Genomic DNA, 21,453 nt, shown 5'->3' on the forward strand with positions numbered 1-21,453 from the left:
TAAAGGAGTATTGGCCATGAGTGAGAGAAGTACGGAGTTACTGGCGCTGTATCAGGCCTTGATTGACAGAGTCAAACAACAGTATAACCAAGATAACTCATTGACAGTTAAGAGCTTATTTAACTCTATCAAGGAAGGGAAAGAGTATTTGGCTATCAAGCAGCAAGCCGGTGAGGCCGAGCTGTCTCTGGTCGAGGAATTCCTTAAGCGGGATATCGCCAGCTATATCCAGAGCCAAACGGAAGATGACATCAGTTACAGCCCCACTATGCTGACACTGGAAAACACCCTCTGGCACTGGCTGGGCGAAATCAGTGACCGTAGCCAGGTGGAGTGGCACGAACTGGCCCATGAGTTCAAACATCATGGCTATTATCAGAGCGGCGATATCGTCAGTCAGGGCAAGATGGTCTGCAGCAACTGCGGCCATGAGATGGACTTTGAGTTCCCAGGCATCATTCCAGACTGCCCCGAGTGTGACCACTCGGAATTTACCCGTGAAGCGCTGGCGCCCTGAGTCATAGATGTTCCGGCTTTCAATGGCTTGGAGCTCAAGGGAAAGCCCTTAAACGCACAGAAATAAAAACGCAGGCTTCGGCCTGCGTTTTCTATATTGTTGATGCCGTTTGAAACTGAGACTGACAGGTTTTGGCTGCAGATGTGCCGTTTCTCAACACGGGTTTTGATCAACTGTTATCGCGATAGGCGGCGATTTTGGCTAGTGCGGCCTTGATTTCCTGCTTGCGACCCGCATCTGCCAGCTCGCGCCCCGGCCTTGGGGCGGCTTCGAGCGCTTTTTGCAGGAAAGGCAGGGCTTCGTCATACCTGTCCTCTTCCAACAGGAAGTCGCCGTAAAAGTAGTTGCTGTCTATACCATCGGGGTTGAGCTCCAACGCTTGTTTCAGTAACTCCTCGGCCTTGTCATCGTCCCCAAAGCCTAGCGGCCAGCCGGGCACCTTGTAGTAAAGCACCCCAAGACTGGTATAGGCCGAGCCCTTGAGCGCGGTGGGATCTTGCTTAAGCGCCTGCTCGAAATCACTGCGAGCCCGCTTGGCATATTTGAGGGCACCGAGGCCGCCGCTGACCCCGGCATAGGTAGAGTTGATTATCCCGTGCCAGATGCGCACGCCCGTACTTTGGGGGTGGGACTGCACCGACTCATCTGCCAGCTTTAGCAGTTTAACGAAGGCTTTTTCCTGCTCGTCGCCGCTGAGTTGATAGTTGTTGATGGCCCAGTCGTGTTGCAGCTGTTTGACGGCCAGATCGCTTGCGTCATCGGCCCAGAGCGAAGGACTCACCAGCAGCGCTGCGCTCAGGCACAAGAGTTTAAATGGCTTCATGTTTCTCTCCTTCGGTGATGGGGTTGGCCGTGTCTTGTATTGGCATGGCCCTTTGGCAAAACTGGCGGACAAGTGGCAGTTTCTTGCGGGTATCATTGTTAACCAGGCCGGGCAGCAGGGCGTTTATCCGCACAAACAGCTTTTCCGGCCAACCGATAAAACGGCGGCCCCGGCGATTATCGGCCAGATCGCGGCAGAGGATGTCGGCCACCCACTCAGGGCTGTCCTGACGGTTGCCGAGCGCCGAATTGAGCTGGCGCATCGATTCTGTGTTGAGTTCGGTATCCGTGGCTCTGGGGGCGAAATAGAGTACCTTAATCTTGCTGTCGGCCAACTCCCGTTCCAGTGCTTCGGTAAAACCCCTGAGGCCAAACTTGCTGGCGCAGTAAAGACTGGAACCCGGGTAGCCTATGCTGCCGAGAATGGAACCGACATTGATGATGGCGGCCTCGGACTGACGTTTGAGCAAGGGCAGCAGGGTGCGGCAACAGTTGATGGGCGCCTCCAGGTTCACCGCCATCATGGCGCGGGTATCACAGGTGTCGCTGGCTTCCAGCATGCTGAGTTGATTGACCCCGAGGCAGTTGATTAACACCTTGGGGCTGAACACCCCGGCGGCTTGGCGCAGCTGACACTGACCGCCACTGCTGGTCAGATCGGCGCTTAAGGTGTGATGTTCCCCGGCAAGGCTCTGTTTCAGGGCATCGAGCTTGGCTTGATCCCGGCCGCAGAGCAGCAGTCTGGCGCCTTTGGCGGCCAGCGCCCTGGCGATGGCGCTGCCGATGCCGCCACTGGCGCCGGTGATGATGACATTCAGATGCTTGAGTTCCATATTGATCACCGTTTTTAGGAGGCCAGCGCCAAGGCCTGGGCCGGTGCCAGCTCGCGGAAGATGTTGCCGTAGAGGCGGTAGAAGTTGTTGGCGGCGTGAATGATCAAGGCTTGCTCTTCGGGATCCTCAATCCGGTTCATCAGCCCCTCAAAGAAATGGATATGTTGCTTGTCCAGCTCGCCGTGAGACTTGAGATAACTGAAGGCCGAATCCGGCAGCCCCAGGCGTGATTGCACTTTCTCGGCCGCCAGCAACGCCAGATTAATGCTGGTGCCTTCCAGTACATTGACCATGCCGAAAAAGCCCAGTGGACTTACCCGATTCACCATGTCGTAGGCGTAAGCCACCATGAGTTCGGTGGCAAAAAGCGGCGTGCTGCGTCTGGCCTTTTCCTTGTCAAAACCGCAGGCGGCTATGTCATTGAGGATCCACTCCTGGTGGCCTTGCTCCTCTTCGATATACTCGGCCACCGCCACCCTGAGCCATTCCTTGCTTTCCGGCAGTCTGGCGCCTGTGGCCATGAGCAGCGGCGAAGTGTGCTTCACATGGTGATAGGCCTGGTGCAGGAAGGCGACATAGTCCTCCAGGCTTATCTCTCCTTGCAGGCATTTGCCTATGATGGGACTGGCCAGCAGATACTCGCGTCCGCTCTGGGTTGCTTGTTGTAATTGGTCGTAGAAATTCATTATAAGGTTCCCTCAAGATATGGGGTTTCGGATAGATAGAGCTGTTCTATTTGAGCGGCCAGGGCGCTCAGCAGTGAGGCGCGCTTGACCCTGCCATTGGCGGTGGTGTGAGGCTTGAGCTCGGTTTCATTCAGTCTTATCCAGCGTTTGATCCTGGCGTAGTCGGGCAATGTGGCATTGACCGCATCCAGCCAGGCCTGGAGCTGCTCATTGCTGACTTGGAGCGGAGCGCACAGTAGCGCGCTGAGCCAGGGCTTGGTGTCGCCAAGGACCATACACTGACTCAGCAGCGGTCTGGCCATCAGCGCCGACTCCACCCACTCAGGGCTGATATTGCGGCCAAAGGAGCTGATAAGCAGATGCTTGCGGCGCCCGCTAATGGTGAGCACACCTTTATCGAGTTGGCCAAGGTCGCCGGTAGCGATTTCTCCCTGACCCCAAGTCTCGGGTTGGCCGAGATACCCCAGGTGACTGGCGCCGCCGACATGGATTTCGCCGCCGCGAATGGTGACTTTGCAGTGAGGCAATACAGTGCCGGCAAAGCCGGGAGTGTCTTTATCCGGGGTGTTGAGCGCCACGACAGAGCCGCATTCCGACAGGCCGTAACCTTCATAAACCGGCAATCCAAGCTCCCTGGCCCGCAGCAGCAACTCGGGGGCGACCTTGCCGCCACCGACGGCGACAAAGCGCAGTGAGTTTGGCGCTTGCCAACCTTGCTCGCAGGCACCGACCAGCAGTGTCAGTAACTGAGGAATGAGGATCATGCTGCTTGGCTGCGCTTGGCTTATGGTTTGCAGCAGCGCCCGGCTGTCGAGTCTTGAGCTGCCATGCATGCCGCGCGCTTTATCCGAGGGCAGCAGCACAGTGCCGCCGCACAGCAAGGGGCTGTAGATACCGGCGATGTTTTCCAGCAAGGTGCTCAAGGGCAACAGACAAAGATGCCTGGGGCTGGGCAGGGCCGTGACTGTGGCAAGTGATTCGGCCACCCGCCATTGATGCTCGCTGCTGAGACACACCCCCTTGGGGTTACCGGTAGAGCCTGAGGTAAAGGTAATTTTGGCTGTGCCCTGAGGGACTTGTGGAAAAGCCGCCATTTTCTCGGCGCAAGTGCTCTGTTGGCCCGGATGCCCGTCGCAGAGCTGTCCGTCAGATAGCCGCTCGTCATATAACTGTCTGCCGTATAATTGCCTGCGGTATAGTTGCCAGCCGTATAGATTGCAGCCCAGTTCACTGAGACCTTGGTAAGGCGCGAAGCCCTTTGGCAAACAAGGCTGAATTTGTGGGCTTTCGCCGAGCACCAGCTCAACCGAGGTTTGTTCCAGGCAGTTTGCCAACTGCTCTTGGGAGAAAAACAGCGGCAAGGGCAGGCAAAGAACTCCCGCCTGTTGGCAGGCGAGATCCAGTATCGCCCACTGCACACTGTTGCCGGCATGCAGTGCCAGGCTGCGGATATTCAGGCGTTTGAGGAAATCACTGTAGCGGCGGATTTCTGTTTTCAGTTCAAGGTAGCTGAGTTGCCGCCCAGCATCGCTAAGGGCAATGGCCTGATCTTCGCCGTTGAGTTTGCCTAGAACATCCCAATCAAGGTTGGTTCCGATGCCCGACTCAGAGGTATTGGCTTGGCTTAATGGGGGCGATGGAGTCATAGGTTTGGCTCCCGGGTCCTGGCATAAGCCAATTCGGCCGCCATGGTGTTGATATCCAATTCGTGCCTTTGTGCCAGTCGTCTCAAGCGGGGGCTGGCGTCTATCACCTCTTGGGCGAGGCGCAGATCGCCAATCATGACTCTGGGGTTGTTGCGGTAGTAATTGCCCCAGATGGCGCTGTCACCTTCCAGTCGCTTTGGATCGGCGCTGCAGAGCAACATGGGTGAAAAGCCCAGTAGTCGCATCAGCGCCTCTACCTGCTCTGTGACGGTAAAGACCATATACTCAAAACCGGCTCTGGCCAGCGTGGCGGCAAGCAGTACCAGCAGCAGTGGCCCTGAACTCTTGTTGGTGAGTGCCAGATTGCCCACCTCTACCAAGGAAGCCCTGTCCACCGGGCGTTTGGCCAGCAGCGCCACCTGTTGCTCTATGGGGGCTTCTAGGTATTGCTCCAGAAACAAGGGGTAGTAGCAACCGGCTCTGAGGCCGAAGGCACCCTGAGGCTGCCCCTTCATGCTCAGCTGCAGTAAGAAAGGCAAAAATTCCTTGAGCTTGGCACCATGCACCTGAAAATACTTGGCGGCGATATAGTCTTCGACCTCAGTGCGGCCCTCTGCCTGCTCATGGAACAGGCGACACTCGGGAAGCACATGAGGTGGGTTGGCAGAGCTTGGGACGTCCTTTTCCAGGACAGACAGGGGAAACTGCTTGACCATAGAGATACTCCGGATCTGTTAACCAGTATCCAGAGCCTAGAAAAGCAGTCTTAAGAAATACTTATGTATCCATTAATATTTTATCAATTAGATAAAAATCAATGAATTGGCTTTAGCTTTTATTGCTCTTTCGCCACTTGGGGCAATACAACAGTCCCAAAAGCAGCAGCAAGCCACTCAGCCCCAGTACCGGCCATTGACCGATTCGGCTGAACAGAGTCTGGCCCTCGACCAGCGGCACTTCAGCGGTGAGTACACCTTCTACAAACTGCGGCAGTTTGGCACTGATATTGCCAAATTCATCCACCACGGCGGTGACGCCATTGTTGGTGGCCCGCAGCAGAGGTCGGCCCAATTCGGCCGAGCGCATCTGGGCTATCTCCATGTGTTGCAGTGGGCCATTGGATTCACCAAACCAGGCATCGTTGGAGACGGTCAGCAACACCTGGGTATCCTCGGCGACGTTGGCCCTGAGCTGCTCGGGGAAAGCGATTTCATAGCAGATTGCCGGTGCCAGGGTATGACCCAGGGCCGTCAGATTATTTTGCTGATAACTGCCTCTGGCAAACGAGGACATGGGCAGGTTGAAGAAGGGGGCCAGGGGCCGCAGCAGCGACTCCATGGGCACAAACTCGCCTATGGGCAGCAGGTGATGCTTACGGAACTGATTATCACCAGCTGCGCTATAGTCGGCGTTTTGTTGCTGTTTCTGATGATGATTTCCCAGCACGATCAACGAGTTGTAGAAGTCGCCATTTCGCTGGCTGATGATACCTGTGATGATGGCGGCATCCCGCAGATTGGCAACTTTGTTGGCGTTGTCGAGAAACTCGGCCACCATGCTTTCGGGGGCCGGTATTGCTGCCTCGGGCCAGATCACCAAGTCTCTGTCCAGATGCGGGCGGGAGAGATCCATATACTTGAGCATAGTCGGCCAGAGAGCTTCCGGCTGCCACTTCATGCTCTGAGGAATATTGCCCTGCACCAACGCCACGCTGAGGGTCTCGCCAGTGCGCTCAACCGTTGAAAATCGCGGCGCCTGCCATACGAGCAGGGTCAGTAGCGCCGAGCTTACCACCAGGCTGAGCCAGCGGCGTTTGAGTAGCAGCACCAGGCTTGCAGCCAGCAGCGCTACCACAAAACTGAGTCCCAGGGTGCCTATCATTGAGGCCAGTGGCTTCAAGGGGCCCGAGGTTTGGCTATAGCCGCCCCAGAGCCAGGGAAAACCGGTGAGCACCCAGCCCCGCAGCCATTCGCACAGGGTCCAGAGAGCTGGAAACAGCCCCAGCAGTTGCCAGTTATGGCGCTTGGGCGCCAGCCTTGCCAGCAGGGCACCGGCCAGCGCCGGATACAAGGCCAGATAGAGTGCCAACAGGGCCATCAGGCCCATGGAAACAAGCAGCGGCAAGCCACCGAATCTATCCATGCTGACATGCACCCAGCTGATCCCGAAGGCGAAGGCGCCAAAGCCAAAGCTGAGCCAATAGCCAAAACTGGCCTTGGGGGAAAGCTTGTCACTGTGCCAAAGGCCAAAGGCCAGCGCCAGCGGGTAGATGGGCCAGAGATCGTAGGGGGCAAAGGAAAGTGCCGTACTGGCACCGGCCAAAAAGGCCAGTACCAGACGCAGCTTGGGATGGCGTTTAAGCGCCGCTAATGTGGACTTCACTGGTCGTTACTATCTTCAGTGTCGTTGGGATCGGGCAGTTTTACCCTGAGTTGCAATAAACGGCGGGTATCGGCACTGATCACTTTAAATTCAATGCCATCGATGACGATCTTCTCGTTGCGCTCCGGCAGGTGACCGAAGGCGTGAGACACCAGGCCGCCGACTGTGTCGAACTCTTCATCACTGAAATGGGTGTTGAAGGTTTCGTTGAAATCTTCAATCTCGGTCAGTGCCTTGACCATGTAAACCCGGTTACCGGCTTTACGGATTTCAGACTCGTCGCTGTTGTCGTGATCGAACTCATCTTCGATATCGCCGACAATCTCTTCGAGAATATCTTCAATGGTGACCAGGCCGGAAACACCACCGTATTCATCGACCACAATCGCCATATGGTAGCGTTGGGAACGGAACTCTTTGAGCAGCACATCCACTCTCTTGCTCTCGGGCACCACAACGGCCGGGCGGATCACTTTTTCTAAAGAAAAAGGCTCTTCACTATTGTTGAAGCCGTACTTCAGCAGATCTTTGGCCAGCAGTATGCCTTCGATATGGTCTTTGTCTTCATTGACCACTGGAAAGCGGGAATGAGCAGAGTTGATGACAGTGTTGAGCAGTTCCTCAACAGAGTCATTGAATTGGATGGCGACAATCTGCGCCCTGGGGATCATTATGTCCCTGACGCGCAAATCGGATACCTCTAAAACACCTTTTATCATCTCGCGGGTATCTTCTGTGATGAGCTCACGCTGCTCGGCATCGTGGATCACTTCTACCAGATCTTCGCGATTTTGAGGCTCGCCCTGGAATAACTGGCTTACTCGGTCAAACCAGCTTTTCTTATGGGCGCTGGTACTCGGGGGGATATCGTCACTCATAGTGTTCTTCATGACAGGGGGGAACCCTGGCAATTATTGCTCCTTGTATGGGTCAGTAAAACCTAAGCTTTCAATTAGTTGGGTCTCTAGCGACTCCATTTCTTCGGCTTCGGCATCTTCGATGTGATCATAACCTAGCAGATGCAGGCAACCGTGCACAACCATGTGTGCCCAGTGCGCCTGTAGCGGTTTATGCTGTTCACGGGCTTCATTTTCAACGACTGAAGCGCAAATGACAAGATCCCCGAGTAATGGCAGGGTTATTCCCGGTGGTGCTTCAAACGGAAATGACAGCACATTGGTGGGCTTATCCTTGCCGCGATAATCCCGGTTCAATTGCTTGCTTTCATCGCTGTTGACCAGACGTATGGTCAGTTCGGCCTGCTCCATACTATTGCCTATGGCAGTACGGGCCCAGAGTTCAAAATCGCTCTGGGATGGCAGGTTTTGCGCTTCTGTGGCCAGTTGCAGGTCCAGTTGTAGATCAAGACTCATGAGCGCTGGCCTCTGTCAGTTGATATTGGCTGTCGCGTTGGGCCTTGGCCGCTTGCTGGCGCTGATCGTGCGCTTCATAGGCTTCCACTATGCGGGCTACTACCGGGTGGCGCACCACGTCCTGAGCCTGGAAGAAGTTGAAGCTGATCTCTTCCACTTCACTCAGTACTTCAATGGCGTGGCGCAGGCCGGACTTGGCGTTGCGCGGCAGATCTATCTGGGTAATGTCACCAGTGATCACCGCCTTGGAGTTGAAGCCGATGCGGGTGAGGAACATCTTCATCTGTTCCACCGTGGTATTTTGGCTCTCATCGAGAATGATAAAGGCATCGTTGAGGGTGCGGCCACGCATATAGGCCAGCGGCGCGACCTCGATAACATTGCGTTCTATCAGTCGCTCGACCTTCTCAAACCCGAGCATCTCAAACAGGGCGTCATACAGAGGCCTGAGGTAAGGGTCTACCTTCTGGCTCAGATCGCCGGGCAGGAACCCCAGCTTCTCACCGGCTTCCACCGCCGGGCGGGTCAGCAGAATGCGGCGGATCTCCTGACGCTCCAGCGCATCCACGGCGGCGGCCACGGCCAGATAGGTCTTGCCGGTACCGGCGGGGCCTATGCCGAAGGTGATGTCATGGCGCACTATGTTGGCCACATATTGGGTCTGGTTGGGATTGCGCGGCTTAATCACCCCTTTGCGGGTCTTGATATAGTGCTCTTTGGGTTCAGCTCCGCTGTCGTCGGCTTCCAGGGCAATGGCTTCCTGAATGGCGATATGCACCTGCTCGGGCTCCAGATCCGGAGTCGAGCCTTTTACCGGCGCGGTTTCGACATAGAGCTGTTTCAGTAGGTTGTTGGCGGTGAGGCAGTTACGTGGCTGGCCGACAATCTGAAAATGGTTGTTGCGGTAGCTTATCTCGACGCCCACCCGGCGCTCGAGCTGCTTGATATTGTCATCGAACGGACCACACAGAGACGCCAGACGGCGGCTGTCGGCCGGTTCGAGATACAGATTCATGGTGGTTAATTTGTGAGACAAACAAAAACTCCTGTTGATGTCATCTTTGATCAGTTTACGAGCGTGAAGGCATAAATGCTAACGGAAAATCGAGCCTAAAATAAAACGGCCCGGGTCCGAAGAGCCGGGCCGCCGTGGAAGTCTCGGCGCTTACGGGGTGAACTGAGTCACGCCCAGGGTGTCTTCCTGGTTATGCTTGGCCAGAATATCACTGGGGCGCAGGCTCTTGCGCAAGTCCATCTCATCTTCACCGCGAATAAATTTGCCGCGCAGCGAGTTGGTGTAGACATCGACGATTTCCACGTCCACGAAGCTGCCTATGTGCTTGGGCTGGCCTTCGAAGTTGACCACCCGGTTGTTCTCGGTGCGGCCGCGCAGTTCCATGGGGTTCTTGACCGATGGGCCTTCTACCAGAATACGCTGCACTGTACCCAGCATCTGGCGGCTGTAGCGCTGCGCTTGTTGAGTAATCCTATCCTGCAGGATTGCCAGGCGCTGCTTTTTCTCTTCCATATCCACATCATCCGGCAAGTCGGCCGCCGGGGTGCCGGGACGGGCACTGTAGATAAAGCTGAAGCTGTGGTCGAAGCCCACTTCTTCAATCAACTTCATGGTGTCGGCAAAGTCTTCTTTGGTTTCGCCGGGGAAGCCGATGATAAAGTCGGAACTTATCTGAATATCCGGCCGCGCCTTGCGCAGACGGCGAATGATTGACTTGTACTCGATTGCCATATGGCCGCGCTTCATCTGGGTCAGAATGCGGTCTGAACCCGATTGCACCGGCAGGTGCAGGAAGCTGACCAGCTCTGGAGTGTCTTCATAGACATCGATAATGTCCTGGGTGAACTCTATCGGATGGCTGGTGGTAAAGCGGATGCGGTCGATACCGTCGATGGCGGCCACATAACGCAGCAGCTCGGCAAAGCTGCAAATTTCGTCATCATGGGTCAGGCCGCGATAGGCGTTAACGTTCTGTCCCAGCAGGTTGACTTCACGCACCCCTTGCTCGGCCAGTTGAGCGATTTCCAGGATGATGTCATCCAGTGGTCGGCTGACTTCTTCACCGCGGGTATAAGGCACCACGCAGAAAGAGCAGTACTTGCTGCAGCCTTCCATGATGGAGACAAAGGCGGTGGGGCCTTCGGCGCGGGGCTCGGGCAGACGGTCGAACTTCTCGATTTCCGGGAAGCTGACGTCAATCACTGCCTGGTCGCCGCTGCGAACCTGGTTGATCATCTCTGGTAGACGGTGCAGGGTTTGGGGGCCGAAGATAATATCCACGCACTGGGCGCGTTCTTTTATCGCCTTGCCTTCCTGAGAAGCCACACAACCACCCACGCCAATGATCAGCTCAGGGTTCTTGTCTTTGAGTGTTTTCCAGCGGCCGAGCTGATGGAATACCTTTTCCTGCGCTTTTTCACGAATAGAACAGGTATTGAGCAGCAGAATATCTGCCTCATCAGCCTCTTCGGTCAGGGTGTAGCCCTGAAATTCGTTTAACAGATCGGCCATCTTGGATGAGTCGTACTCATTCATCTGACAGCCCCAGGTTTTAATATGGAGTTTTTTACTCATCAGTTTTGCGTCGCTCTTCGGAACCACTTAAAAAATAGCGCGCCATTTTACCCGCTGTTAAGTCCGCTGACCAGCTTTTGAACGCCAGGGCTGAGAATTACTCTGGTGGCTGTAGTACCCCTTCAAGCTGTGTGGGTAAGCGATTGTCGGCCAACTGAATGCTCTGCTGCTGGTAGAACTGCTCAGCCATCTGTTGGTTGCTGCTGCGAGCCTGAAGATAGATATCCTCCAGTACCTCTAAACGAAAGCCAGCCATGGTTTCCGTGATTTGTTGATATAGGGCATAATTCAGCGACGAGCGATAGGTTACAGTTATCACCTCCATCTGGTCTGCTGTGGTGGCGGCCAGAACATGACCACAGCTAAAGGCGCCCGGAACGATAAGGGCTGCGGCTATCAGGCTGTTGGTAAGTTTGCACATGGTATCCTCACTTGTTGATGTCGATAACCGCCAATGCGGTGTTGGCCATGACAGATACTGCTTGGACACTCTGAGGCTAGCCTAAGGTTGCCAAGGCTCGTGTGTCAGCTTGTAAGCAGGTGTTTCAGGAGGGCCAGCAGCAACATTTGCTCATGATTGAAGCCAAAACAGTTACCATTGAACACAATTCTGTGGCCGAGGCGGCAGAGAAGAGAGACAGCAGGAAAGGCATAGTGACAGAACAACATGAGACCAAGGATATCGTCATCATAGGTGGCGGTATGGTGGGCGCGGCGACGGCGCTGGGGTTGGCCAAACTCGGGCTGGAAGTGGCGCTGGTGGAGGCCTTTGAACCCGAGGCCTTCGATGCCTCGCAACCTCTGGATGTCAGGGTCTCGGCCATCAGTGTGGCATCGGAGGTGCTACTCGAGCGCCTGGGGGCATTTGATACTCTGCTCGGAATGCGCCATGTGGCTTATCGTGGCCTGGAAACCTGGGAGATGGAAGGCTGCATTACCCGTTTCCATGCCAGTCAGATTAAGGCCGAGCGTTTGGGTCACATAGTGGAAAACCGTTTGGTACAGCTGGCATTGTGGCAGGAATTCGACAATTACCCCAATCTGATCCTCTGCTGTCCGGCGCGGGTCGGGCGCATGGTGCGCTCCTGTGCTGGCATAGAGGTGAGCCTGGACGATGGCCGGGTGTTCGATACTCGCTTGCTGGTGGGGGCCGATGGTGCCAACTCCAGAGTGCGTCAATGGGCCGGAATTGGCATTAGCGGTTGGGATTATTCCCAGTCCTGTATGTTGATCAATATCGCCACCGAGTGTGATGAGCAGGATGTGACCTGGCAACAGTTTACTCCGCAAGGGCCGCGTTCCTTGCTGCCATTGCCGGGCAAAAATGCGTCCTTGGTTTGGTATGACGATGCCAAACAAATTCGTAGTTTGATGCAGCTCAGCGACAGCCAACTGAAGCAGGCGATTATCAATCACTTCCCGGATAGGCTCGATCCTCACTTCGAAGTGTTGGCCAAGGGCAGTTTCCCGCTGACCCGGCGCCATGCGCAGCAATACTATCGCGATAACCTGGTGATCTTGGGAGACGCGGCCCACACCATCAACCCGCTGGCGGGGCAGGGGGTTAACCTGGGCTTTAAAGATGTCGAAGCCTTGATCGCGACAATCACCCAGGCGCTGGAAAAGGGCGAAGACTGGTCAAAGGCCACAGTGCTTGAAGGGTTCCAAAAGCAGCGCTGGTTTGACAATCAATTGATGATGACAGGCATGGATCTCTTCTATGCCGGTTTCAGTAACGATCTGCTGCCACTTAAACTGCTGCGTAACGCCGGGCTCAAGTTGGCGGATATCAATACCCCGGTCAAGCAACAAGTGCTCAAGTATGCGCTGGGGCTGAGATAACCCCGGTCGATTTGTTGATTGTCGCAAGAGAGTGCTAAAATGCCGCGTTTTTACAAGAATGCGGCATTTTTCATTGGCTTTTTATACTTGGCTTAGTCGGTAACGACCGAGTTTCAAGAGCGATGATTTTTTGCCTGGCCTTGTCCGGCCGCACAGGACTTCTCCTCGATTAAACAGACTGATAGAGACTGATGACAGAGATTAAACTTATCGTCGGGCTGGCCAATCCCGGCGCCGAGTATGCCCAGACCCGCCATAATGCCGGCGCCTGGTATGTGCAGGAGCTGGCCAGAGGTTGTGGTGCCCAGCTCAGTGCCGACAGCAAGTATTTTGGCCTGACCGCCAGAGTCACGCTCAAGGGCCGCGATGTGCGCCTGCTGATCCCTACCACTTATATGAACCTGAGTGGTAAATCGGTGGCGGCATTGGCGAACTTCTTCCGTATTCAACCGGAGGAGATTTTGGTCGCTCACGATGAGCTGGACATGCCGCCGGGTGTGGCCAAGTTCAAGCTGGGTGGTGGGCACGGTGGCCATAACGGCCTCAAGGACATCATCGCCAAGCTGGCTAACAACAAGAATTTTTATCGTCTGCGGATTGGCATAGGTCACCCCGGAGACAAGAATAAAGTCAGCGGCTATGTGCTTGGCAAGGCGCCGAGTACTGAGCAGTCGCTGATAGATGCCGCGGTAGATGAAGCGGTTCGCGCCACAGATATCCTCTTTGCCGAGGATATGACCAAGGCGATGCACAGGCTGCATTCTTTTAAAGCGGTCTAAGATTATCCAGGCGTTAGACGCCTGTTTCATTATCCTGTCCGGGGCCGAGAGCGCCGGACTCAAATTAGAGAGAAAGGTAAACATCATGGGTTTTAAATGCGGCATCGTTGGTCTGCCAAACGTCGGTAAGTCAACTCTATTCAATGCGTTAACCAAGGCTGGCATCGAAGCGGCAAACTTTCCCTTCTGTACCATAGAACCCAACACAGGTGTGGTGCCAGTGCCGGATGCTCGTCTGGACGCCCTGGCTGAAATCGTTAAGCCTGAGCGGGTCCTGCCAACCACCATGGAGTTTGTGGACATTGCCGGTCTGGTTGCCGGGGCATCCAAGGGCGAAGGTCTGGGTAACAAGTTCCTGGCCAATATCCGTGAAACCGATGCTATCGGCCATGTGGTACGTTGCTTCGAGAACGACAATATTGTTCATGTGGCCAACAAGGTTGACCCGGCCGGTGATATTGAAGTGATCAATACCGAACTGGCGCTGGCGGATCTCGACAGTGTTGAGCGTGCCATACTGCGTCAGCAAAAGCGTGCCAAGGGTGGCGATAAAGACGCCAAATTTGAAGTCGAAGTGCTGGAAAAACTCAAGCCGGTACTGGACGAAGGCCATATGCTGCGCACCCTGGATTTGAGCCCGGAAGAACTGGAAGCCGTGGCTTACCTGAACCTGCTGACGCTCAAGCCTACCATGTATATTGCCAACGTTTCTGAAGACGGCTTTGTTAACAACCCGCATCTGGACACAGTGCGCGCCATTGCCGAAAAAGAAAATGCCGTGGTGGTGCCTGTGTGCGCCGCTATCGAGTCAGATCTGGCGGAAATGGATGAAGAAGAGCGCAGCGAGTTCCTCGAAGAGCTGGGTCTGGAAGAGCCTGGGCTTGATCGGGTGATCCGCGCCGGTTACGAGTTGCTGACGCTGCAAACTTACTTTACTGCCGGGGTGAAAGAGGTCCGTGCCTGGACTGTGACTGTCGGTTCTACCGCACCGCAGGCGGCCGGTAAGATTCACACCGACTTTGAGCGCGGCTTTATTCGGGCTCAGGTTATGGCCTATGATGACTTTATTCAGTACAAGGGCGAAGCCGGTTGTAAGGAAGCGGGTAAGCTGCGGGTGGAAGGGAAAACCTATATCGTCAAAGACGGCGATGTGATGCACTTCCTGTTTAACGTGTAAAGCCACTCTACATGGGCGGCAGCATACGGATTTGCGTATCTGTTGCCCAGTTTGATGGGTTTATAGGCAAACGACTGGTGTGGCGGGATTTAGCCTAAAAAAGCTGTTGACCTGAATAACCTGAATAAGCATAATACGCCCCGTTCCCCGGCAAGGGGGACAACAAAGTTATCGTGGCTATGTAGCTCAGCTGGTTAGAGCACAGCACTCATAATGCTGGGGTCGCAGGTTCAAGTCCCGCCATAGCTACCATCCTTCTTGGGATGTCAAAACAAGAGACACTGCGGGAGTGGTGAAATTGGTAGACACGCCAGATTTAGGTTCTGGTGCCGCAAGGTGTGAGAGTTCAAGTCTCTCCTCCCGTACCATATTTGTCTCTTATTGAACTAACTTTGATTATTGGTGGGGTATCGCCAAGCGGTAAGGCACCGGGTTTTGATCCCGGCATTCCCAGGTTCGAATCCTGGTACCCCAGCCATCTTTTGCCAAGTTTATAGATTGGGGTATCGCCAAGCGGTAAGGCACCGGGTTTTGATCCCGGCATTCCCAGGTTCGAATCCTGGTACCCCAGCCATAAACGCTAAAGAGAAAAAATACAGTGGCTATGTAGCTCAGCTGGTTAGAGCACAGCACTCATAATGCTGGGGTCGCAGGTTCAAGTCCCGCCATAGCTACCATGTTTCTTTAGCAGCAAACTTGGTCTTCACGAGTCTTAAGATTCGTATCGGTTAATACCGACCCTGATGGGGTATCGCCAAGCGGTAAGGCACCGGGTTTTGATCCCGGCATTCCCAGGTTCGAATCCTGGTACCCCAGCCATATTCAACGAAAGAGCCCGTCATAGACGGGCTTTTTTGTGTCTGTTTTTCATCGTTTGCACTTTTCGGCTATTTCGCACTGGCGATCCTGCGACATGGCGAAAGTTGCCGGCGAGAGTTACGTAGCAGCGCTCTTTCGAGTGCCAACCAAGGATGGCTACAGTTCCGCCTGTGCTTGGAAATCCATGTATGCCTGTAAACTTGTGCATGCCTGTAAACTAGTGCCAAGATTTCACCGATCCAGAGTCATACCAGCCTTGAGCTATCAAGCTTCTACTCGACTTTCAGCTTCTGTCGCAGACTCTCATCTCTGGCGGCCTTGGTGACTTCGAGGGCGATATTGCGCCTGAGGCGAATTAACCAACTGTCGATTTTGGCTTGGTCCATTTTGCAATCGCAGCGGCTGGAGAGCAGGCTAAGCTGCAGTGCCTGTGCCTGTCGTGCGACTTCTACTTCGACCGTGTATCCCTTGTAGTTATTGAGCCGGGCGAGCCAGGTGCCATCTGCGGCAGTTTCCAGTTCCCAGCTATCCCGGGTAACGGCCCGCTGCAACATGGCGGGGATATCCTGCACATAACCACCTGTGGGTACTGGGTTTTGCCAGCGTTGCAATTGATATTCAGTCTCGGCGGAAGCCGGGGTTAGCCATAACAGATTCAGCAGCGGCAGTAGTATTCGTTTCATGATTTTTTCAGCTCCTGGGCGATGGAGAGACGCAGATTCTTGATGTAGTTGTAATAGCCACGGCCATTCTTGTAGCAGATATCATCAATCAGCTTCTTGCAGACAAAATCCCCCAGGGCGGCGTGGTATTTAAGCTGAATATAGTTGGCGTCGTATTCAATGCGCATCACATTAGTGTCGCCACGATAGTCGAAACGGGCCAGGATATAGCCCTCACCTTCGCCCTCGTATACCCAGGCAAAGCCCTTGGTGCTGAGCATTCCTTCGAGAATGGCATAGCGAACCTGGGCCTCACTGGCTCCCGCTACCGGGATCTCTTTATGAACGGCTTCGATATAGCGGTTTGAAGATTTGGGTTTGGCATTTTTGTTGATGACCAGCTCGCCGGGGGCGGCTTGCAACGACAGGGAGAAACCGAGGGCGAATAACGCCCCCAGAAAGGGCCGGACTTGCATATCAGAATCCTTCTGAAAAAGGCTGCGAAAGTCCGAGTCTAGCGAAAAGTCAAGGCACTTGAAAGAGCACTTGAAACAGCTCTTGAAAGAGAAATTAGAGCAAACCTTCCAAACGCAGACGTTGCATCTCTTTGGCAACTTGTTGCATCTGCATTGGTGTGCCCAAGGTCAAGCGATTCCAGCCTTCAAGCCCTGGGAAGGTGCGGCCTACCAGAATGCCGGCCTGCTGCATCCGCTTGCGATAGTCTTCATTATTGCCCTTGATGCGGTGGAAAATAAAACTGGCGTTGAGTGGCAGATAGTCGAGCCCCAGTTGTTTGAGTGTGGCAATGATAATGGCACCGGCCTCTAAGTTGTTGCTGCGGGTCTGCGCCAGCCAGGCGCTGTCATCCAACACTGCCGCCGCCCCATAGAGGGCAAACAGGTTGGCGTTGTCAAAACTCGCCTGGGCCTGCATGGCGGCTATCATTTCCGGAGTGGCAATGGCATAACCGGCCCTCAGTCCCGCCATTCCCCATGCCTTGGAGAACGTCTTGGTCAGCACTGTGTGTTTCTGGCCATTTTGGATGAACGGCAGCGCGGATTGGAAATCGCTACCGGCATACTCGCCGTAGGCCTCATCAATAATAAACTGCAGCTCGGGACTGGCCTTGGCCAGCCACTGTGCAACCGGCGCCTTGGGCAGCAAGAGGCCGGTTGGGTTATTGGGGTTACACAGATAGACAATGGAAGGGCCAGAGTGCGCGGCCACGGCAGCCTGCATGGCGGCGATATCGGTTTGCAGCTCGGCGGTCAGCGGCACTTCTGTGACCTTGAGTCCCCGGGCCTTGGCATAGTCGGCCACTATGTCAAAGGTAGGTTTGGGCATCACCAATTGGCAGTGAGCGCTGGCCATGGCATCTATGGCGAACTTGAGTACTTCGGAAGAGCCATTGCCGTAGATGAGCTGCTCTTGGCTGATACCGTGATAGCTTGCCAGGCGCTTGAGCAAAGCCTGACGGGCACTGTCGGGATACAGGTGAGCCTCGCCCATATGCTGCATAATGGCTTTTCTGGCGCTGCTTGGCATCCCCAGTGGGTTTTCATTGAAGTTCAGCGCCAGGGGCCCCTTGGAGACAGTAGCTTGGGCCTGCTCCTGAGAAGATAAAGAGAAATTACTGCAGCCACTGAGCCCCAGTGCGGTACCGGCTAAACCGGCCTGAATAAAATGCCTACGACTTAATTGCATGTTTATTATGATGTTCTGGATAAGAGGGCGCTCAGTCTACCCAGAGGAGGAGAGAAAATAAATGAATTTTTATTCATTATTTGAAGCTTGTTATTCTTTTGACTTTGGCCGCCAGCGAGCTTTGGTAACATCAAGTCGTTGTTTGATGACAACACTGGCAGTGGCTTTGAAGGACGAGTTACTGCAGTTCTGCAAGAATAGCGTTGCTTGACGTTGCTTATATGCCCACAGAAATACACTCATTTTCCAGGCACAGGCGGGACTGTGACCTTCCGAGCCAGGGATGGCGAGGCAGAGCTTACAAGGACGTACTCGAATAACGTCCCTGTTTAACTGCCAGCTCGTCATCCATGACTCGCGCTCGAAAGCATGTTGCTACGCAACTCTCGCCATGTCACAGGATCGCCTGTGCGAAAGGCGCACCGCAGGTGATGGGTTACAACTTAGCTAGCCGCTAGGAGTGAGTTCATTGGTAAGTTTTGGCTTAAAGCCATAAATAGCCGCTGTGCCAGCGGCTTAAAGTCGTGGTGTTCCACACCACACCGGGCAAGGGGTTTTGCTTGTCCAAAGCCCCTTGCATCCCCAAGGACACCCCCGACGTAGCCGAAATCCCCGCTGGCTTATGAAGCAAATTGGCTACACTCAGGACTCGCATCCTTGCTCGACCTTCGAGCCTCGACATCCCTGTCTCGGCTACGCCAATTTGCAACAACGCCAGCGGCGGCTCCGAAGGGGGAATTGGTGCAATTCTGTTAGTATCGAGTAGCTTGAAACATCTGAAGAGTTTGCAGACATACACCTATTTTCCAGGCACAGGTGGAACTGTGACCGTCGAAAACAGGGACGTTTTCGTCGAGGCTACATGGACGTATTCACAGCAACTTCCCTGTTTAACGGCCAGCTCACCATCCCTGGCTCGCGCTCGAAAGCATGTTGCTACGCAACTCTCACCGTGTCACAGGATCGCCTGTGCGAAAGGCGCACCGCAGGTGATGGGTTATAGCTAGCCGCTAGGAGCAAGTTCATTGGTAAGTTTTGGCTTAAAGCCATAAATAGCCGCTGTGCCAGCGGCGTAAAGTCGTGGAGCTTCGCCCCACACCCGACCAAGAATGGATCAACAGCAATCCCCTCTTGGATCTCCCTTGCCGCCCCACACGGTGTCGAAAGCCCCTCGGCCTAATGGCGCAAATAACTACCGCTTCAGACGCTCAGAATCACATCCATGTGACTCTGGCCCGGCTCAACATCCTGTTTCGCGCTCGTGAGCTCGTCGCTAAGCGACACTCGCCCCTGATTCGACTGTCGCTGCTTCGGCATCCAAATCCTTCCATGGATAAAGGCCAGCTCGCCTTCCTTGGCTCGCGCTCATAAGCACACTCGCCACCGGCGAGCATTCGCCCTCAGCCACGTTATTTGTGCCAACGGCTGTCGGCGACACCGAGGGGGATTAGTGCAATTCTATTAGCGCTGAGTAGCTTGAAACCCCTGAAGTACTTGCAGATATACACCCATTTACCAGGCACAGGCGGGACTGTGACCTTCCGAGCCAGGGATGGCGAGGCAGAGCTTACAGGGACGTACTCGCAGCGAGTCACAGGATCGCCTGTGCATAAGCCTGCGGCAGGCAATGAGAAACATCCATTGCCGGAAGCCCGACCTATGTTATTTGGTCATTTTGAGCTGAAAGCAATGATAGCCGCTGTGCCAGCGGCTTAAAGTCGTGGAGCAAGTGCATCCATGCACAACTGCCAGTTCGCCATCCCTGGCTCTCGCTCGTAAGCATGTCGCTATGCGACACTCACCGCCCCACACCCGAGGAAAGGGGGCTGTATCGACTCGCCCCCTTCCCAAACCCCCAGCGACCCGCGACGCAGCGGAAAACCCCTTGTGCTTATGATGCCAATTCGCTATCGCGCCAGACGCTCCGAGTCACATCCATGTGACTCTAACCCAGCTCAACATCCTGTTTCGCGCTCGTTAGCTCGTCGCTAGGCGACACTCGCCCCTTATTCGACTGAGCTGCGTCAGCATCTGCCGGACAGGAGTCCCAATGCCGTGAAGGGCAGGACGCCCGTGAACGGCCATGCCTCGCTACGCGATTGTCATCAACGCCCTGCGGCCGCTTCGAGCGGGAAAAGTGTATACCTTTAGCATTTGAGGTTCCTGATGATTAGGTGAATTTGAAATCGTGTATAGCCCAAAAACATACACATATTTCCAGGCACTGGTGGGACTGTGACCGTCGAAAACGGGGAATAATGCAAACACCCAGCATTAGCTGGAGGAAGTCGCTTTGGTTTCAAACCCAGTCAATTCTGTTGTAAAAACAAACTAAATCAGGGTTTTGTTGCCTTTGTCAAAACTTGACCTTTGGCTAATTGTTTTCATATCCAGCACTGGGTATTGTATAACTAATTCAAATGCTTAGTTTTAGTACTTCCTTAAGCTTAAGGCGAAAGCTGCAACACTTTTCCGATTTTAGCGGAATGCAGGGACGAACAGAGTTTGGACCCGTGCGGTAGCCATGGCTTTACTCAACGTTTTTTTGTAAGGCCTGGGTTGTAGGAGCATTGGTTGTGCGGCTTGAAGCGCTTATGACAAGCACCTCAGAACTGATTTTCTATACAGTATTATTGGCGTTCCAGGAAAAATGCCGGAAATTTGCTGCTAAGCTTGCGCGTTATTTCCGTAACATTTTAGAAAATAGATTTAAATTCATAAAGTTAAAAAATACAGCGGGTAGATAATAGGTTTAGAAACCGCGCATGCGCGTTTAGCTGCAAGGGATATTCGGGCTAAACTCTATTATATCCAGCGAATACAAACAGATAGCGATGCGCGTTTACACTCCTCCGAGGACTAAAACGCGCATGCGCGTTTAGCTGCAAGGGATATTCGGGCTAAACTCTATTATATCCAGCGAATACAAACAGATAGCGATGCGCGTTTACACTCCTCCGAGGACTAAAACGCGCATGCGCACTATACAGCTGTTAGGCATCTATGTTCAGTACAATGAATCAGCATAAGTATCTCGATATGATTGAGATACAAGAAACCTATAAAGACTATCTCAGAATAGTAATAGCGGAGGCTGGTGTATCTGATGCGTCACCGGGAATAACATCAGAAGAAGAGCCAAATGAGGCACTGCGAGAGTTATTGAACACGAGCAAGCCCATAGAGGTAACCGACAGCAGTGCTCACTATGAAATCGTCTTCGATGATTACATAGCATATGCAGTTACAAATGAAAGCTATGCTGGAGGCATCGAAGAAAAGTTCGAGGGTAGGCTTGCACGAGTTTACTCGGAGTCAGCGTTTCTAAACTATATTGGCCAAGGTACATTCGCTACAGCAGAGTATCCTGGCCCATTTGTTCACTATGGCTTTTGCTGCTTAAACCAAATCATAGATGTTGTTTCTGAAAGTCCTCCAACAGTGAAATTAATTAATGCCTAACAAGTCAATCAACTTCGCGCCTACGGCGCCGGACAGCTTACACTACGCTTCGCTTCATTCTAGCTGCCGGTTATTGGTGCGTTGATATGATTCCCATTGTCAAATAGATAAAAGTGTCCTTACCGGAGACCCAAAAATCTCCGGTAAGGACACTCTGAC

19 protein-coding genes and 6 tRNA genes are annotated in these 21,453 nt (G+C 54.0%); 11 read left to right on the forward strand and 14 right to left on the reverse strand.

The window, feature by feature from the left end; translation table 11 throughout:
• Positions 1-16 precede the first annotated feature (16 nt).
• A complete protein-coding gene (locus CBE72_RS07085) occupies positions 17-517 on the forward strand; it encodes a zinc ribbon-containing protein (protein ID WP_025011679.1) in 501 nt (166 codons plus the stop codon).
• Between the two features lie 169 nt (positions 518-686).
• On the opposite strand, the gene CBE72_RS07090 is transcribed toward CBE72_RS07085, so the two are convergent.
• The 11 genes from CBE72_RS07090 to CBE72_RS07140 all read right to left on the reverse strand — a co-directional run bounded on the left by CBE72_RS07090 (position 687) and on the right by CBE72_RS07140 (position 11,270).
• Complete coding sequence (locus CBE72_RS07090) at positions 687-1,340, reverse strand: tetratricopeptide repeat protein (RefSeq protein ID WP_025011680.1); 654 nt, start codon at positions 1,338-1,340, stop codon at positions 687-689.
• Positions 1,327-2,172, reverse strand: a complete 846-nt coding sequence (locus CBE72_RS07095) for an SDR family oxidoreductase (RefSeq protein ID WP_100142939.1) — start codon at positions 2,170-2,172, stop codon at positions 1,327-1,329. Before CBE72_RS07095 ends, CBE72_RS07090 begins: the two co-directional genes overlap by 14 nt.
• Positions 2,173-2,186: 14 nt before the next feature.
• On the reverse strand, positions 2,187-2,858 hold the full coding sequence (locus tag CBE72_RS07100) for an iron-containing redox enzyme family protein (RefSeq protein ID WP_100142940.1): 672 nt from the start codon (positions 2,856-2,858) through the stop codon (positions 2,187-2,189).
• The gene (locus tag CBE72_RS07105) at positions 2,858-4,504 is read right to left on the reverse strand and encodes an AMP-binding protein (RefSeq protein ID WP_100142941.1); all 1,647 of its coding nucleotides are present in this window, start codon (positions 4,502-4,504) and stop codon (positions 2,858-2,860) included. Before CBE72_RS07105 ends, CBE72_RS07100 begins: the two co-directional genes overlap by 1 nt.
• The gene (locus CBE72_RS07110; protein WP_100142942.1) at positions 4,501-5,220 is read right to left on the reverse strand and encodes a thermostable hemolysin; all 720 of its coding nucleotides are present in this window, start codon (positions 5,218-5,220) and stop codon (positions 4,501-4,503) included. Before CBE72_RS07110 ends, CBE72_RS07105 begins: the two co-directional genes overlap by 4 nt.
• A 112-nt stretch (positions 5,221-5,332) precedes the next feature.
• Entirely contained in the window at positions 5,333-6,886 is a 1,554-nt protein-coding gene (gene lnt, locus CBE72_RS07115) for an apolipoprotein N-acyltransferase (protein ID WP_100142943.1), read from the reverse strand.
• The gene (gene corC / locus CBE72_RS07120) at positions 6,883-7,764 is read right to left on the reverse strand and encodes a CNNM family magnesium/cobalt transport protein CorC (protein WP_100142955.1); all 882 of its coding nucleotides are present in this window, start codon (positions 7,762-7,764) and stop codon (positions 6,883-6,885) included. The genes lnt and corC overlap by 4 nt, the downstream gene beginning before the upstream one ends.
• A gap of 33 nt (positions 7,765-7,797) precedes the next feature.
• Complete coding sequence (gene ybeY, locus CBE72_RS07125; RefSeq protein WP_100142944.1) at positions 7,798-8,259, reverse strand: rRNA maturation RNase YbeY; 462 nt, start codon at positions 8,257-8,259, stop codon at positions 7,798-7,800.
• Positions 8,249-9,295: a PhoH family protein gene (locus tag CBE72_RS07130; RefSeq protein ID WP_100142945.1), complete on the reverse strand. Its 1,047-nt coding sequence runs from the start codon at positions 9,293-9,295 to the stop codon at positions 8,249-8,251. The genes ybeY and CBE72_RS07130 overlap by 11 nt, the downstream gene beginning before the upstream one ends.
• A gap of 129 nt (positions 9,296-9,424) precedes the next feature.
• Positions 9,425-10,849 carry a tRNA (N6-isopentenyl adenosine(37)-C2)-methylthiotransferase MiaB gene (miaB, locus tag CBE72_RS07135; protein WP_100142946.1) on the reverse strand — a complete coding sequence of 475 codons (1,425 nt, stop codon included), beginning with the start codon at positions 10,847-10,849 and terminating at the stop codon, positions 9,425-9,427.
• A 97-nt stretch (positions 10,850-10,946) separates the two neighbouring features.
• Positions 10,947-11,270, reverse strand: a complete 324-nt coding sequence (locus tag CBE72_RS07140; protein ID WP_100142947.1) for a hypothetical protein — start codon at positions 11,268-11,270, stop codon at positions 10,947-10,949.
• A 152-nt stretch (positions 11,271-11,422) separates the two neighbouring features.
• Here CBE72_RS07140 and CBE72_RS07145 point away from each other — a divergent pair, with 152 nt between their 5' ends.
• The 9 genes from CBE72_RS07145 (at position 11,423) to CBE72_RS07185 (ending at position 15,466) form a co-directional block, all read left to right on the forward strand.
• Positions 11,423-12,691 (forward strand): FAD-dependent oxidoreductase, encoded by a 1,269-nt coding sequence (locus CBE72_RS07145; protein ID WP_100142956.1) that lies wholly within the window; start codon positions 11,423-11,425, stop codon positions 12,689-12,691.
• Positions 12,692-12,882: 191 nt separating this feature from the next.
• Positions 12,883-13,470 carry an aminoacyl-tRNA hydrolase gene (gene pth / locus CBE72_RS07150; RefSeq protein ID WP_100142948.1) on the forward strand — a complete coding sequence of 196 codons (588 nt, stop codon included), beginning with the start codon at positions 12,883-12,885 and terminating at the stop codon, positions 13,468-13,470.
• 85 nt (positions 13,471-13,555) lie between these two features.
• The gene (gene ychF, locus CBE72_RS07155) at positions 13,556-14,647 is read left to right on the forward strand and encodes a redox-regulated ATPase YchF (protein ID WP_100142949.1); all 1,092 of its coding nucleotides are present in this window, start codon (positions 13,556-13,558) and stop codon (positions 14,645-14,647) included.
• Positions 14,648-14,822: 175 nt separating this feature from the next.
• Positions 14,823-14,899: transfer RNA gene (locus tag CBE72_RS07160), tRNA-Met, on the forward strand.
• Between the two features lie 31 nt (positions 14,900-14,930).
• A tRNA-Leu gene (locus tag CBE72_RS07165) sits at positions 14,931-15,015 on the forward strand.
• Positions 15,016-15,050: 35 nt separating this feature from the next.
• Positions 15,051-15,125, forward strand: a tRNA-Gln gene (locus CBE72_RS07170).
• Positions 15,126-15,146: 21 nt separating this feature from the next.
• A tRNA-Gln gene (locus CBE72_RS07175) sits at positions 15,147-15,221 on the forward strand.
• Positions 15,222-15,247: 26 nt separating this feature from the next.
• Positions 15,248-15,324 (forward strand) — tRNA-Met (locus CBE72_RS07180).
• Positions 15,325-15,391: 67 nt separating this feature from the next.
• A tRNA-Gln gene (locus tag CBE72_RS07185) sits at positions 15,392-15,466 on the forward strand.
• A gap of 272 nt (positions 15,467-15,738) precedes the next feature.
• On the opposite strand, the gene CBE72_RS07190 is transcribed toward CBE72_RS07185, so the two are convergent.
• The 3 genes from CBE72_RS07190 to CBE72_RS07200 form a co-directional block, all read right to left on the reverse strand.
• The gene (locus tag CBE72_RS07190; RefSeq protein WP_100142950.1) at positions 15,739-16,149 is read right to left on the reverse strand and encodes a hypothetical protein; all 411 of its coding nucleotides are present in this window, start codon (positions 16,147-16,149) and stop codon (positions 15,739-15,741) included.
• Positions 16,146-16,604: a hypothetical protein gene (locus tag CBE72_RS07195; protein WP_100142951.1), complete on the reverse strand. Its 459-nt coding sequence runs from the start codon at positions 16,602-16,604 to the stop codon at positions 16,146-16,148. The genes CBE72_RS07190 and CBE72_RS07195 overlap by 4 nt, the downstream gene beginning before the upstream one ends.
• A 94-nt stretch (positions 16,605-16,698) precedes the next feature.
• Positions 16,699-17,832, reverse strand: coding sequence for a pyridoxal phosphate-dependent aminotransferase (locus CBE72_RS07200; protein ID WP_100142952.1), 1,134 nt, complete (start codon positions 17,830-17,832; stop codon positions 16,699-16,701).
• Between the two features lie 3,039 nt (positions 17,833-20,871).
• Between CBE72_RS07200 and CBE72_RS07210 the strand changes: the two genes are divergently transcribed.
• Positions 20,872-21,294, forward strand: a complete 423-nt coding sequence (locus CBE72_RS07210) for a hypothetical protein (protein WP_157929046.1) — start codon at positions 20,872-20,874, stop codon at positions 21,292-21,294.
• Positions 21,295-21,453: the final 159 nt, after the last annotated feature.

The organism is Shewanella carassii, from assembly GCF_002777975.1.
GTDB classification, from domain to species: domain Bacteria; phylum Pseudomonadota; class Gammaproteobacteria; order Enterobacterales; family Shewanellaceae; genus Shewanella; species Shewanella carassii.